Source organism: uncultured Stenotrophomonas sp. (genome assembly GCF_945952405.1).
Lineage (GTDB): Bacteria > Pseudomonadota > Gammaproteobacteria > Xanthomonadales > Xanthomonadaceae > Stenotrophomonas.
The window spans coordinates 1-12945 of record NZ_CAMFIA010000037.1 but is presented as its reverse complement, the minus strand read 5'-3'; the positions used below and the strand labels follow the sequence as shown (position 1 = coordinate 12945).

11 protein-coding genes are annotated in these 12945 nt (G+C 68.7%); 6 read left to right on the top strand and 5 right to left on the bottom strand.

Annotated elements, in window-relative coordinates:
- Positions 1–247 precede the first annotated feature (247 nt).
- A complete protein-coding gene (locus Q0P60_RS20355) occupies positions 248–2020 on the top strand; it encodes a DUF885 family protein (RefSeq protein ID WP_294997407.1) in 1773 nt (590 codons plus the stop codon).
- 57 nt (positions 2021–2077) lie between these two features.
- Here Q0P60_RS20355 and Q0P60_RS20350 read toward each other — a convergent pair whose 3' ends face one another.
- The 5 genes from Q0P60_RS20350 to Q0P60_RS20330 all read right to left on the bottom strand — a co-directional run bounded on the left by Q0P60_RS20350 (position 2078) and on the right by Q0P60_RS20330 (position 8864).
- Positions 2078–5287, bottom strand: a complete 3210-nt coding sequence (locus tag Q0P60_RS20350; RefSeq protein ID WP_294997406.1) for a CusA/CzcA family heavy metal efflux RND transporter — start codon at positions 5285–5287, stop codon at positions 2078–2080.
- A 10-nt stretch (positions 5288–5297) separates the two neighbouring features.
- Complete coding sequence (locus Q0P60_RS20345; protein ID WP_294997405.1) at positions 5298–6503, bottom strand: efflux RND transporter periplasmic adaptor subunit; 1206 nt, start codon at positions 6501–6503, stop codon at positions 5298–5300.
- Positions 6500–7753 carry a TolC family protein gene (locus Q0P60_RS20340; RefSeq protein ID WP_294997404.1) on the bottom strand — a complete coding sequence of 418 codons (1254 nt, stop codon included), beginning with the start codon at positions 7751–7753 and terminating at the stop codon, positions 6500–6502. Before Q0P60_RS20340 ends, Q0P60_RS20345 begins: the two co-directional genes overlap by 4 nt.
- 56 nt (positions 7754–7809) lie before the next feature.
- Entirely contained in the window at positions 7810–8142 is a 333-nt protein-coding gene (locus Q0P60_RS20335; protein WP_294997403.1) for a hypothetical protein, read from the bottom strand.
- A 323-nt stretch (positions 8143–8465) separates the two neighbouring features.
- On the bottom strand, positions 8466–8864 hold the full coding sequence (locus Q0P60_RS20330) for a RidA family protein (RefSeq protein ID WP_294997402.1): 399 nt from the start codon (positions 8862–8864) through the stop codon (positions 8466–8468).
- A gap of 108 nt (positions 8865–8972) precedes the next feature.
- Between Q0P60_RS20330 and Q0P60_RS20325 the strand changes: the two genes are divergently transcribed.
- From Q0P60_RS20325 to Q0P60_RS20305, 5 genes are all read left to right on the top strand, one after another.
- Complete coding sequence (locus tag Q0P60_RS20325) at positions 8973–9866, top strand: LysR family transcriptional regulator (RefSeq protein ID WP_294997401.1); 894 nt, start codon at positions 8973–8975, stop codon at positions 9864–9866.
- Positions 9867–10191: 325 nt separating this feature from the next.
- Positions 10192–10428 (top strand): 50S ribosomal protein L28, encoded by a 237-nt coding sequence (rpmB, locus tag Q0P60_RS20320; RefSeq protein WP_005411638.1) that lies wholly within the window; start codon positions 10192–10194, stop codon positions 10426–10428.
- A gap of 10 nt (positions 10429–10438) precedes the next feature.
- Positions 10439–10606 (top strand): 50S ribosomal protein L33, encoded by a 168-nt coding sequence (rpmG, locus tag Q0P60_RS20315; protein WP_169411268.1) that lies wholly within the window; start codon positions 10439–10441, stop codon positions 10604–10606.
- A 209-nt stretch (positions 10607–10815) separates the two neighbouring features.
- A complete protein-coding gene (gene cls / locus Q0P60_RS20310; protein ID WP_294997408.1) occupies positions 10816–12234 on the top strand; it encodes a cardiolipin synthase in 1419 nt (472 codons plus the stop codon).
- 45 nt (positions 12235–12279) lie between these two features.
- On the top strand, positions 12280–12945 hold a 666-nt coding region (locus tag Q0P60_RS20305), incomplete at its 3' end, for an FAD/NAD(P)-binding protein (RefSeq protein WP_294997400.1).

Below are 12945 nucleotides of genomic sequence, written 5' to 3'. Positions count from 1 at the left end.
TCCCTTTCCGGTGGAAAGGGCTCTGACCCCGATCAGGAGTCCGGCGCACGCGCAAAGCGCGGGGTTTGCTACCTCTGGCGGAAGAGCAGCCGACTAACAGTCGGCTCTACCACGCGCCTTCGGCGCTGGGGCCCCGGCCTGCGGCCGGTTCCCGATCCTGCCTGCGTTGCGGGCAGGACCTTCGTCCCATGCCATGGGCGGCGGGCGGTGCCATGATCGGGGTCTGCCTTCCCGGGAACCTGTGCTCGTGAAAACCCGTCTTGCCGTTGCCCTGCTGCTTGCCCTGTCCGCCCCCGCCGTGGCCCTGGCCGCGCCGCCCGCCGCCGCCGCACCGGCCAGCGTGGCCACCGAATCGCCTGCCGATGCCGCCTTCCGCGCGCTGTACGAGAAGGAATGGAAGTGGCGCCAGCAAGGCGGTGGCGAGGCCAGTGAGGACGAGGACGCCCCGGCCAACGCCACCCGCATGCCCGACGTCGGCCCGGCCGCGCAGCAGGCCCGGCTGAAGGTGTGGGACGAGACCCTGGCCGCACTGAAGAAGATCGATCCGAAGACCTTGTCGGCGGACAACCAGGTCAACTACGCGATCTACCACGACCAGGTGTTCAACCTGGCCGAAGAAGTGCGCCTGCGCGGCTATGAGATGCCGTTCAACGCCGACTCTTCGTTCTGGTCCAACCTGTCCTTCATGGCCCGGCGCGAAATGAAGACCGTGCAGGACTACCAGAACTACATCGCGCGCCTGGAGGATGTGCCGCGCTACTTCGGCCAGCAGACCGAAAACATGCGTGCCGGCCTGAAGCGTGGCTTCAGCGTGCCGCGCGCGGTGCTGGATGGCCGCGAGGTCTCCATCGCCACGGTCGCCGAGCTGAAGGATCCGACCGCATCGCCGTTGTACGCGCCGTTCAAGAAGCTGCCCAACAGCATTCCGGCCGCCGAGCAGGCCAAGCTGCAGGCACAGGCCCGCGCGGCGATCAGCGGCAAGGTGGTGCCGGCGTTCCAGCAGCTGCGCACCTTCTTCGTCAACGAGTACGTGCCGCAGGCGCGCACCACCCTGGCCGCCGAAGCAATGCCCGATGGCAAGGCGTACTACAAGCAGCAGATCCACGAATACACCACGCTGGACCTGTCGCCGGACGAGATCCACCGCATCGGCCTGGGTGAAGTGGAGCGCATCCAGAAGGAAATGAACGACATCATCAAGCAGGTGAAGTTCAAGGGCAGCTTCGCCGAGTTCCTGACCTTCCTGCGTACCGATCCGCAGTTCTATGCCAAGACCCCGGAAGAACTGCTGTCGCGTGCCGCGTGGATCTCCAAGCGCGCCGATGGCCAGCTCGGCAAGTACATGACGCTGCCGCGCGCCCGCTTCACCATCGTGCCGGTGCCGCCGGACATCGCACCGTTCTGGACCGCCGGCCGCGGTGGCATGGGCACCTACTGGCTCAACACCTACAACCTGCCGTCGCGCCCGCTGTACAACCTGCCGGCGCTGACCCTGCATGAGTCCGACCCGGGGCATGCACTGCAGGGCGCGCTCGCCGCCGAACAGAAGAACCTGCCCGAGTTCCGCCGCAATGCCTACATCTCCGCCTATGGCGAGGGCTGGGCGCTGTACTGCGAGAAGCTGGGCGTTGAAATGGGCATCTACGAAACCCCGTACGAGGATTTCGGCCGCCTGACCTACGAGATGTGGCGCGCCGCGCGCCTGGTGATCGACACCGGCGTGCACAGCAAGGGCTGGACCCGCGATCAGGCGTTGGCCTACCTGCGCGACCACACCGCGCTGAGCGAGCATGAAGTGACCACCGAGGTGGACCGCTACATTTCCTGGCCGGGCCAGGCGCTGAGCTACAAGCTCGGCGAGATCGCGATCGTGCGCCTGCGCGCGCAGGCCGAGAAGGAACTGGGCGACAAGTTCGACATCAAGGGCTTCCACGACACCCTGCTCAAGCAGGGGTCGGTGCCGCTGCCGGTGTTGGAACAGCAGATCCAGGCCTACATCGCCGAGCGCAAGAAGGCCTGATCCGGTCATGGGGTCGGAGCCCTTTCCCACGGAAAGGGCTCCGACCCCGGTCTCAGGTCAACCTGCCGCCCGTGGCTTGGCCACGCGCGCGGCGAAGGTCGGCAGCACCAGCAGGGTCAGCACGGTGGCGGTGATCAGGCCACCGATCACCACCGTGGCCAGCGGCTTCTGTACTTCCGCGCCGGAGCCACTGGCAATGGCCATCGGAATGAAGCCGACAATCGCCACCAGCGCCGTGGTCAGCACCGCGCGGATGCGGCTGGACGCGCCGTTGATCGCAGCCTGCAGCGGCAGGTCGCCGGCATCCAGGCGTTCGCGGATGGCCTGCATCAGCACCAGGCCGTTCAAGGTCGCTACGCCGGAGACGGCGATGAAGCCGACCGCTGCCGACACCGAGAACGGCATGCCCCGCAGCAGCAGTGCGAGGATGCCGCCGACCAGGGCCAACGGCACGCAACTGAACACCAGCACCGCTTCCTTGCCGCTGCGCAGGGCCATGAACAGCAGGCTGCCGATCAGCAGGAACACCACCGGCACCACGGTCGCCAGCCGCTGCTCCGCGCGCTGCAGGTTCTCGAACTGGCCGCCCCAGGTCAGGTAGGCACCCGGCGGCAGCGCTACGTCGGCCACCGCCGCCTGCGCCTCGCCGACGAAGCCGCCCAGATCGCGGCCGCGCACGTTGGCCTGCACCACCACGCGACGGCTGCCGTTGTTGCGGCTGATCTGGTTCGGGCCTTCGCTGACCGTGATGCGTGCGACCGACGACAGCGGAATCACCTGGCCGGAGGGCGTGGCAATCGGCAGCGAGGCCAGCTGGTCCGGATCGTTGCGTGCGGCGTCGTCCAGGCGGACCACCACGTTGAAGCGACGGTCGCCTTCGAAGATCTTGCCGGCAGCGGTACCGCCGATGCCGGTGGACAGCGCGTCACTGACGTCCGCTGCGGTCAGCCCGTACTGCGCCGCCGCCACGTGGTCGATGGCCACGTTGAGCGTGGGCAGGCCGGAGATCTGCTCCACCCGCACGTCGGCGGCGCCATCCACCGCGCGCAGCTTCAACGCCACCTGGTCGGCCACCTTCTGCAGCTGGCTGAAGTCATCGCCGAAGATCATCACCGCCAGGTCGGTCCGCACGCCTGAGATCAGCTCGTTGAAGCGCAGCTCGATCGGCTGGCTGAACTCGAAGCTGTTGCCCAGCTGCTGCCCGGCCAGCGTCTCGAACCGCGCCACCAGCGCCTCCTTGTCCAGCTTCGGATCGGGCCACTCCTTGCGCGGCTTCAGTACGATCACGCTGTCGGAGATGTTGGTCGGCATCGGGTCGATCGCGGCCTCGGCGGTACCGGTACGCGAGAACACCGTGGCCACCTCCGGCTGCTCGGCGATCACCTTCTCCAGCGCCAGCTGCATCGCCAGCGACTGTTCCAGCGAGGTCGACGGCACGCGCAGGGCCTGCATCGCCACGTTGCCCTCGTCCAGCGTGGGCATGAACTCGCGGCCCAGCAGCGAGAACGAACCGATGCCCACCACCACCATCATCACCGCGCCGGCCACTACCGTACGCGGGTGTGCCACGGCCTTGCGGATCACCGGCTCGATGCGTGCGCGCAGCACCCGGATCAGCCGGGTCTCGTGCTCGCCGTCGCCGGCATGCGCCTCGCCGTCCTTCAGCTTCGGCTCGCGTACCAGCAGTGCAGCCATCGCCGGCACGAAGGTGAAGGAGAAGATGAAGGCACCGACCAGGGCCAGCATGAAGGTGGCTGCCATCGGGTGGAAGGTCTTGCCCTCCACGCCTTCCAGGGTAAGGATCGGCGCGAACACCAGCAGGATGATCAGCTGCCCGAACGCCGCCGGGCGCGCCATCTTGAGCGCCGAATCGGCGGCCACGCGCAGGCGTTCCATCGCGGTCAACGCACGCCCCAGTTCGGCACGGCGCTGGCCCAGCATCAGCAGTGTCGACTCGACCACGATCACCGCACCGTCCACCAGGATGCCGAAGTCCAGTGCACCCAGGCTCATCAGGTTGCCGCTGATGCCGAAGCGGTTCATGCCGATCACCGCGAACAGGAACGACAGCGGAATCACCAGCGCGGTGATCGTCGCGGCACGCAGGTTGCCGAGCAGCAGGAACAGCACCACCACCACCAGCAGCGCGCCTTCGGTGAGGTTCCTGGCCACGGTCTTGATGGTGGAATTGACCAGCACGCTGCGGTCCAGCACCGGTGCTGCCACGATGTCGGCCGGCAGCGACGTGTTTACCTGCTCCAGGCGCGCGGCCGCGGCCTGGGCCACGGTGCGGCTGTTGCCGCCGGCGATCATCAGCGCGGTACCCAGCACCGCTTCGTGGCCATTGCGGCTGGCTGCACCCAGGCGCGGCGCGCGGCTCAGCTCGACCTCGGCCACATCGGCCACGCGCACCACCACGCCATTGCGGGTGGCCACCGGGGCCTGCGCCAGGTCGTCGGTGGTCAGCGCCAGGCCATCGGCACGCACCACCAGGCCTTCGCCGGCACGCTGCACGAAACCGGCACCGGCCTGCACGTTGGAGCGCTGCAATGCGGTGACCAGATCGGCCAGGCCGAGACCCTGCGCGGCCAGCCGCGCGCTGTCCGGATGCACGCCGTATTCCTTGACGTAGCCGCCGACCGTATCGACGCCGGCCAGCCCCGGGCTGGAGCGCATCTGCGGCGCGATGATCCAGTCTTGCACGGTGCGCAGGTAGGTGGCACGTTCTTCCGGCGTGCGTAGCAGGTTGCCTTCCGGCGTGCGGTAGACCTCGCCGGCCTGCCAGCCGGCTTCGCCGGGCTTGGCCAGCCTGGCCGGATCGAACGCAGTGAAGTCCACCGTCCACATCAGCACTTCGCCAAGGCCGGTGGTGACCGGCGACAGGATCGGCGACGCGCCCTCGGGCAGGTCATCCGATGCCTCGCGCATGCGTTCGGCCACCTGCTGGCGGGCGAAGTAGATGTCGGTCGCGTCGGTGAAGATCGCGGTGACCTGCGAGAAACCATTGCGCGACAGCGAACGGGTGGTGGTCAGGCCGGGAATGCCGGCCAGCGCGGTTTCCAGCGGGTAGGTCACCTGCCGCTCGATCTGTTCCGGGGTCAGCGCCGGTGCCACCGTGTTGATCTGCACCTGGCGGTTGGTGATGTCCGGCACCGCGTCGATCGGCAGCTTGCCCAGCTGGAACAGGCCCACGGCGGCGATCAGCGCGGCCAGGAACACCACCAGCCAGCGGTGGCGCACCGCTGTTTCAATGATCAGCTTGAACATGGTCGCCTCCTCAGTGGCCGTGCTCGGCTTCGCCCTTGGCCAGTTCGGCCTTGAGCAGGAAGGCGTTGGCACCGACGATGCGCTCGCTGCCGCTCAGCCCACCGAGAATCTCGATGCGGTCGCCGGCGCGCCGTCCCGCCAGCACCGGCGTGGCCTTGAAGCCGCCTTCGACGGCGACGAACACCGCGCTGCTGCCATCGACGTTCTGCACCGCATCGGCGGGCACGCTGAGCGCGCCGTCCTGGCCTTCGGTGACCACCACGGCCGACACCGGCGAACCGGCCGGCGGCAGCGAGGCGTTCACCGGCGTGGCACGGATCACCGCGACGCCGCCCTGCTGGCGCACATCGGCGGCCGAGCCGGTGACGGTGGCGGTGAAGCTGCCGCCCGGCACGCTCACTTCCAGTGCCATGCCCGGCGTGACCTGTGCCGCCAGTGCCGGCGGCGCCGTGAACACCAGTTCGTTCATCGCCGGGTCGGCGACGTCGGCCACGGCGCTGCCGGCAGCGACCACGCCACCGGGCGTGACCTGCACATTGCCGACGATGCCGGCCACCGGGCTGGTGATGCGGACCCGGCCGCTGGCATCGGGCGCACCGTTGGCGGCGGCCTGGGCCTGCGCGGCGGCGGCCTGGGCCTGTGCCGCCAGCGAGCGTGCGCGCGAGGCTTCCAGCTCCTGGCGGGCAACCACGCCCTGCTCGACCAGCGCCTTGTCGCGGCCGTAAGCCAGGCGCGCGGCCTCGGCTTCGGCCGACGCGGCCAGGGCGTTGGCGCGGAACACCGCTGCCTCACCACTGACCACGATGGCCAGCGCCTGGTTCTGTTTCACTGCGGTGCCCGGCGCGACCAGCACGCGTTCGACACGGCCGGTCACGGTGGAGGCCACCGAAGCGCGCGCGCCCACCGAAGGTTCGACACGTCCGGACAGGCGCGTGGAGCCGCCGCCACCACGACCGACGGCGACCACTTCAATGCCGGAGGCCTTGATCTGGTCCGCGGTCAGCTGCACCAGGCCCTCGTCGGCATCGGCAGGCGCCTTTGCGGTTTCTGCCTTGGCGTCCTTGCTGTTGGCGGCATGGCCGTGGCCGTCATCGTTGCCGGCCTTGGCGGGGGTGGCAGCGGCCGCTTCCGGCGTCTGCGCGTTGCCGGCACAGCCGGCCAGGAGTACGGCCAGCAGGGCGCTGCCGAGCAGGGGGAAAGAACGGGACAGGGTCATGGGGCCTCCACAAAGGGGGCGCGGCCTTCAAGGCGCGCAAGATCGATTTCCGCGCCGACACGCGACAGGCGTGCGTCCACGGCGGTGCCGCGGGCGGCGATGAGGGCGCTGCGCGTGCTGCGCAGTTCCAGCTGCGAGATGCGTCCGGCGTCGAAGCCGACGCGGGCCAGGCGATAGGCCTCCTCGGCGGCGACCACGCTTTCGTCGGCGGCACGGGTACGGCTGCCGGCCGCCTTCAACCCGGCTACGGCGGAGAGCCGTTCGGCCTCGCTATCGCGGCGCTGCTGGTCCAGGCGTGCTTCGGCCGCGCGCTGGTCGGCATTGGCGGCGCGGATGCCGCCGCGGTTGCGATCAAACAGCGGGATGCTGAGGCTGACCCCGAGGTTGTAGGCGCGCTCGCCGCCTTCACGGAAGCGGGTCTGCGCGGCGGTGACGCTGAGATCGGGCAGGGCACGTTTGCGCTCCACCTCGACCCGCTTGCCCGCCGCGTCCGCGTCGGCCTCGGCGATGCGCACCGCCAGGGCGGTATCGATGGCACCGCGCGGCAGCGGTGGGGCACGGTCGAGCAGGCTGCTGTCGATCGACTGCACCGGCGCATCCAGCAGTGCAGCACCGGCCAGGCGGGCCAGCGCCGCATCGCGGAAGGCCTGCGCCTCATCCAGCGCGGCGCTGGCGTTGGCGACTTCGCTCTGCGCCTGCACGGCACGCAGCTGCGGTTCGCGGCCCTGCTTGACCATCGCGTTGACGGCGTTGGCGTCATCGCGGGTGAGGGTCAGCGCTTCTTCGGCCAGGCCGTAGCGGCGCAGTGCACTTTCCGCCTGTGCATAGACCACCGCCAGCTGGCTGGCCACATCGCTGCGGCTCTGGGTGCCGCGCAGGTTGGCGGCCTGCGCGTCGGCACGGGCGGCACGGATGCGCGCGCCGCGTTGGCCCCAGACCTCCAGCGGCTGGGACAGGGTGAGCACGCTGTCGGCCTTGCCCATGCCGCCGTAGGAGCCGGTGCCCCAGGCGTTCTCGGCGGTCCAGGAAAGGGATGGGTTGGGCAACGCACGAGCCTGCTCGGCGCGCGCGTCGGCGGCCTCGGCCAGTGCTGCACCCACACGGGTGCCGGGCAGCTGGTCGAGGCGTTCAAGCAGGGTGTCGTAGGAAGGGGCGGCTTGTGCCGACGCCTGCATTGCCGGGGCCAGGCCCAGCAACACGGCGACGACCAGCCCGGCCGCACGCAGCGGCCGACGTGTCAGGGTCGACATGGAGATATTCCGGAGGTGAGGGGAACCGAAGCCCGCGATTGCGGGCGGTGCTCAACTCACGCCCGGGGAGGACGCGTCAGTTCATCCTGGGCGACCGCATAGGTCGCCGCGTCGCCGGCATTCATCCAGCGCGCCGGCAACGGCGTACCGAAGGCGACGGGGGGGCTCGCCGGCAGGCTCAGGTTGGAGTGGTGGCAGTGATTGTGGCCACACGCACCGACGTGCTTGCCATCACTGTCGCCATCGGTGTCTGCCGCAGGGTCGACATGCACCGAACTGGCATGCGGTTCCACCGTGCAGGCCAGCGCGTCGGCCACCGGCACGACCACGAATGCCGCCATCAGCAGCATCATCAGGTACGTACGCAGTTGGCGGGAGATCCGGCGCATGGACGGGAGGCTAGCAAGCGGTTTTCGCCGGATACAATATCAATGGCCACCTCGGGAATTCGTCGAAACGACCCGTTCAGGTGCGCGCGCGGGTTCGTCGGGCACTGCTGTTCTGCCCTTCAATGCATGGGTTCTGACCCTGACGCGTTGCCGGCCAGCGGCCGGCACTACCGATCTGCTGGCTGTCGGTACGCCTTTGGATGCAGGGGCTCAGACCCTGACGCGTTGCCGGCCAGCGGCCGGCACTACCGATCTGCTGGCTGTCGGTACGCTTTTGGATGCGGGGGCTCCGACCCTGACGCGTTGCCGGCCAGCGGCCGGCACTACCGGTCTGCTGGCAGCTTCGCGATCACCTTGATCTCGAACTGGAAGCCGTACAGCCAGGTCACGCCGATGCCGGTCAGGGTCGGGTGCGGCGCCTCGCCCCAATACTCGGGCACGATCGCCCAGGCCTTCTCGAAGTTCGTTTGCGGATCGACCAGGAACACGGTCACGTCGACCACGTCATCGAACGTGCAGCCGGCCGCAGCCAGCACCGCGTTGAGGTTGTCGAAGGCGCGACGCACCTGCGTTTCGAAGTCTGGTTCGGGTGAACCATCCTCACGGCTGCCAACCTGGCCGGAGACGAACAGGAAACCATTGGATCGGACCGCCGGCGAGTAGCGGTTGCGCTCGTACAGGGCCTGGCGACCGGCGGGGAAAACGACATCACGCTGTGACATGGGGAAGATCCCGTGGGAGAGAACGCCATCCTCCTCGCCAGCGCTGTCTGGATAAACCGCGATGATCGGCCTAGATTGATTGCCAATTCCAAACAATAATGGCCCGCCATGGACCGTTTCGAGGCGATGCGGGCGTTCGCCCGGGTGGTGGAAACCGGCAGCTTCACCCGCGCCGCGCACACCCTGCAGGTCAGCCGCACCTCGGTGACCCAGCTGGTCCAGCAGCTGGAGGCGCATCTGCGGCTGCGCCTGCTCAACCGCACCACGCGCCGGGTCAGCGTCACCGCCGATGGCGCGGCCTATTACCCGCGCATCGCCCGGCTGCTGGCCGACCTGGAAGAGGTGGAGGGCGGCCTGGGCGATGCCGCCATGCAGCCGCGCGGGCGCCTGCGCGTGGATGTGCCCGGGCCGTATGCACGGCTGCGGCTGGTGCCGGCGCTGCCGGCGTTCCTGGCGCGCTACCCGGAGATCCAGCTGGACATCGGGGTCAGCGACCGCGAGGTGGATGTCATCGCCGACAACGTCGATTGCGTGATCCGTGGCGGCACCCCGGCCGATCCGGCGCTGGTGGCACGGCCGTTGGCGGCGCTGCCGATTGGTTTCCACGCCAGCCCGGGCTACGTGCAGCGCTTCGGCCTGCCGGCCGATCCGCGCGCGTTGGAAGGGCCCGATCACCACATGGTCGGTTTCCTCAGCCCACGCAGTGGCCGCGCTCGGGTGTTCAACGCGCAGCGCGGCGATGAACGCATCGAGGTGCAGGGCCGCTACGCGGTGGGCTTCGATGACGGCAACGCCTATCTCGCCGCTGCGCTGGCCGGCCTGGGCGTGGTCGCGTTGCCACGCTACATGGCCGATCCGCACGTGGCGCGGGGCGAGCTGCTGCCGGTGCTGCAGGCGTGGCAGCTGCCCGCGATGCCGATGCATGTGATGTTCCCGCCGAACCGGCATATGAGCCAGCGGCTGCGGGTGTTCATTGATTGGGTGGTGGACGCGTTGGGGTGATCCGCCCGCCGTTGTGCGCGCCACGGTGCGCGTGAGCCGATACGGGGGGCCTTCCTGTAGAGCCGAGCCCGCGCTCGGCTCTACAGGGGTGGGGCGGCCTTGCCGTGTTCAGGCTGGCCTGTGGGTAACTTGCGCAAGGCGTTGATTGCATGCATAATGCGCGGCTCGCTGTGTCCGGTTTTCTACCGGGCGGCGCCCCCGGGAGCACGTCCCCGGCCGCCCAACGCCAGCGTAACCCTTTGATTCTCTTGACGTGTGGTGGGCAACCATCGAGGCCGCCGTCTCCCGGGCTACGGGCTGACAACTACTACTATCGAGGTGCGCAATGTCCCGCGTATGCCAGGTTTCCGGCAAGCGAGTGCAGACGGGTAACAACGTCTCGCACGCCAACAACAAGACCCGTCGTCGTTTCCTGCCGAATCTGCACGAGCGCCGCTTCTGGGTCGCCAGCGAGAACCGCTGGGTCAAGCTTCGTGTTTCCGCGCATGCACTGCGCACCATCGACAAGAACGGCATTGATTCCGTTCTGGCTGAGCTGCGTGCGCGCGGCGAAAAGGTCTGAGGAGTAAAGCATCATGGCAGGCAAGCGCGATAAGGTCCGTATGATTTCCTCGGCCGGTACCGGCCACTTCTACACGACCGACAAGAACAAGAAGAACACCCCGGGGAAGATGGAATTCCTGAAGTACGATCCGGTCGTGCGCAAGCACGTCCTGTACAAGGAAGGCAAGATCAAGTAATCCGCAAGGATTGCTGGTCCCCGCGAAGAAACCCGCCCTTGTGGCGGGTTTTTTCATGTCTGGCACCCAGATGGCCGGTGCCGACCGTTCAATGGCCGGTGCCGACCGTTGGTCGGCACGCCCCGGGCCCGCACCGCCGCCGAGCATGGGCTCGACTCTGCCGCCGGGGGCTGGGCAGAATGACCCCTCACCTGCCGACGGACGACGCGATGCTGTTCGAGTGGTTGCTGGGATCGTACCTGCTGCTGATCGACTGGCTGATCCGGCTGGTCGCGCTGTGCTGGATTCCCACCCGCACCACGCCGGGTGCGGCGCGCAGCTGGCTGCTGCTGGTCGGCTTCGTGCCGCTGCTGGGGCTGCCGCTGTACCTGCTGTTCGGCCACCCGTGGCTGTCGCGCGAGCGGATCCGGCGGCAGGCCGAGGCTTCGCAGGTGATCCGCGAGGAACAGGCGCTGCAGCATCGCCTGCGCTGGACCCCGCGGCCGGATACCGCCAGTGCCGAGATCGTGCCGCTGGTACAGCGGCAGGGCGACTTCATGCCGGTGCACGGCAACGCCGTCGACCTGCTGACCGACTACGACGAGTCGCTGCACACGCTGATCGCCGACATCGACCAGGCCGAAGACCGCGTGCACCTGTTGTACTACCTGATGTTCGATGACGCGGTGGGAGAGGCGGTGGTCGAGGCACTGCAACGCGCTGCCGCGCGCGGCGTGCAGTGTCGCGTGCTGCTGGATGCGGTGGGCGCCAAGCGCGGCCTGCGCGCCTACCGCAAGCGCCTGGAAGCGCGCGACATCGAGGTGCGGGCGATGCTGCCCGGCGGCCTGCGCTGGCGCCGCAGCGGACGCATGGACCTGCGCAACCACCGCAAGATCGCAGTGATCGACAATGAAGTGGCCTATGTCGGTTCGCAGAACCTGGCTGGCCCGGGCTTCGTGCCCGGCCACCCGAACCGCGAGCTGGTGGCGCGCGTGCGTGGCCCGGCGGTGGCGCATCTGGAGGCGGTGTTCGCCAGCGACTGGTACATGGAAACCGGCCAGCGCCTGGACGTGATCGCCGATGTGCCGGAATGCGGCGACGATATCGCCACCCAGCTGCTGCCCAGTGGCCCAGCCTACCCGTACAGCAACGCGCGGGACGCGGTGGCGGCGCTGATCCACCTGGCCCGGCGGCGGCTGGTGATGGTCACGCCGTACTTCGTGCCGGACGAAGCCACGCTGAGCGCGCTGCGCATCGCGGCGCTGTCCGGGGTGGACGTGCAGCTGATCCTGTCGGCCAGCAACAACCAGCGGCTGACCTCGTGGGCGCAGGAGGCGTATTACGACGAGCTGCTGCGCTGTGGCGTGCGCATCGCGCTGTACGAGCCGCAGTTCCTGCATGCCAAGCACATGAGCGTGGACGAGGACATCGCCGTGCTCGGCTCGATCAACATGGATATCCGCTCGTTCGCGCTGAATGCCGAAATCGGCCTGATCTGCTACGACCGTGCGCTGGTGCAGCAGCTGTGCGCGATCGAGGACGGTTACCTGCGGGAGTCGCGGCAGCTGGATCTGCAGCAGTGGCGCAGCCGTGCCGCGTGGCGGCGCAGCCGCGAGGGCATTGCACGCCTGGCCGATGCGTTGATGTGAGGCAAGGCCGGCCGCCTGCTTCGGCAATCCGGCCGGTCATCGCCGATGGCCTACAATCGGCACATGACTGATTCACCGCGTAATGGCGAACTGGACCTGGCAATCATCGGTGGTGGTGCGGCCGGGGTGCTGGTAGCGATCCAGGTGTTGCGCCAGGCCCGTGCGCCGCTGGCGCTGGCCATCTTCGAGCCGGCTTCGCAGCTGGCGCAGGGCATCGCCTATGCCACGCCGTGGCCGGAGCACCTGCTGAACGTGCCGGCGGCGAAGATGAGTGCGTTTGCCGACCAGCCCGGCGATTTCCTCGACTTCCTGATGGCCGCCAAGGCCTACCCGGGCGAGGCCCGCGAGGTGCTGGGCGAACGCTACGTGTGCCGGCACTACTTCGCCGCCTATCTGCAGCAGCGCCTGCAGGAGGCTGCGGCCGCCAGCCCGGCGCAGCTGCAGGTGATCGCGCAGCCGGTGCTGGGCCTGCAACCGGACGACCACGGTTACCGGCTGCAGCTGGGCGATGGGCCTGCGCTGCACGCCGCGCAGGTGGTACTGGCCACCGGCAACAGCATGCGCCCGCTGCCGGTGGCCGGTGCCGACGCACTGCCTGCCGATGCGGTGATCGAGGCCTGGGACTATGACGGTGTGCGCACCCTGGCCGGTGCGCAGGCGGTGGCCATTGTCGGTTCCGGCCTGAGCATGGCCGACACCGTGCTGGCCCTG

Bases quoted from the DNA above. Each gene is read 5' to 3' on its own strand.
- Q0P60_RS20350 (WP_294997406.1), bottom strand. From the start codon at position 5,287: ATGTTCAAGCTGATCATTGAAACAGCGGTGCGCCACCGCTGGCTGGTG.
- Q0P60_RS20345 (WP_294997405.1), bottom strand. From the start codon at position 6,503: ATGACCCTGTCCCGTTCTTTCCCCCTGCTCGGCAGCGCCCTGCTGGCC.
- Q0P60_RS20340 (WP_294997404.1), bottom strand. From the start codon at position 7,753: ATGTCGACCCTGACACGTCGGCCGCTGCGTGCGGCCGGGCTGGTCGTC.
- Q0P60_RS20335 (WP_294997403.1), bottom strand. From the start codon at position 8,142: ATGCGCCGGATCTCCCGCCAACTGCGTACGTACCTGATGATGCTGCTG.
- Q0P60_RS20330 (WP_294997402.1), bottom strand. From the start codon at position 8,864: ATGTCACAGCGTGATGTCGTTTTCCCCGCCGGTCGCCAGGCCCTGTAC.
- Q0P60_RS20325 (WP_294997401.1), top strand. From the start codon at position 8,973: ATGGACCGTTTCGAGGCGATGCGGGCGTTCGCCCGGGTGGTGGAAACC.
- rpmB (WP_005411638.1), top strand. From the start codon at position 10,192: ATGTCCCGCGTATGCCAGGTTTCCGGCAAGCGAGTGCAGACGGGTAAC.
- cls (WP_294997408.1), top strand. From the start codon at position 10,816: ATGCTGTTCGAGTGGTTGCTGGGATCGTACCTGCTGCTGATCGACTGG.